We start from the raw sequence: 1,059 nt of genomic DNA, 5'->3' as shown, positions 1-1,059 counted from the left end.
CTGTTCCAGCCTGCGCCGTCGCGTCTGGCGCTGTGCCAGCACCTCGGAGTTCTCGGGTGCCGCGTGCCACGCGACCGTGCCGTGGTTCACTTCAACCTCTAAGTTCGTCATCATTTCTTCCTATCGGTCGTGGCGTAGCCGCGATTGACTTCTTCTCGCAGAATGGACCACATTTGTTCATGCAGATCGGCGAACTCGGCGGTCCCGCGGATCTCAGCGGTCGGGGGAAGGGCACCTTGAAGTCGGCCACCAGCTTGCCCGGACGCGCCGACATGACCAGGATCCGATCGCCTAGAAGGATCGCTTCCTCGAGACTGTGGGTCACGAACAACACCGTGCGCCTGTCCGCCTGCCACAGGCGCAACAGCTCTTCTTGCAGAATCAGGCGCATCTGCGCGTCGAGGGCGGCGAACGGCTCGTCCATGAGGAGCACTTCAGGTTCAACGGCCAGCGCTCGGGCGATCGCGACGCGCTGGCGCATTCCGCCGGACAAGGAGCTGGGGAACGAATCGACAAAGTCCGAAAGGCCCAGTCGTTCCGCCCAGCTACGGGCGCGGCGAGAGTTCTCTGCATGATCGTTGCTGACGAGGTCCAAGCCGAACCGGATGTTCTCCTCAACGGTCTTCCACGGGAAGACCGAGTGGTCCTGGAAGACCGTGGCGACCGGCGAGGGTGCGTTCGAGCGAATGCCGATCGCTCCGCCCGTCGGCTCGATGAGGCTGGCCACCACGCGCAGGAAGGTTGACTTGCCGCAGCCCGAGGGCCCGACCAGGCAGACAAACTCGCCGTCATCGGCTTGGAAGTCGAACGGACCCAGTGCGTGGACCGCTAGCTTGCGCTTGGGGAAGCTGCGTTCGACCTGCTTGGCCACGATCTTGGCATTTTCCGGCCACTCCCCCGTCGGGAACGTTGCGGCCCGGCTGGAATCGCCTCTGCCCTTGCGCCCCACTGATGTCTCACTCACGCTCACCACTCATCCCACCTGGTTCGTCGCCGCGGACAGCGAAATCACGGAGCCGGATGCGGCAGGAAAGCTGCAAGATGCGCATCGGGCGGAGA

1 protein-coding gene is annotated in these 1,059 nt (G+C 63.9%); it reads right to left on the bottom strand.

Going from position 1 to position 1,059, the window contains the following annotated elements:
- Positions 1-91: 91 nt before the first annotated feature.
- A complete protein-coding gene (locus BMX78_RS22645) occupies positions 92-871 on the bottom strand; it encodes an ABC transporter ATP-binding protein (RefSeq protein WP_211482624.1) in 780 nt (259 codons plus the stop codon).
- Positions 872-1,059: the final 188 nt, after the last annotated feature.

This window comes from Arthrobacter sp. OV608 (genome assembly GCA_900110595.1).
Lineage (GTDB): Bacteria > Actinomycetota > Actinomycetes > Actinomycetales > Micrococcaceae > Arthrobacter.
Note: the sequence above shows the minus strand (reverse complement) of the source record. Positions and strands in the feature narration are given on the sequence as shown.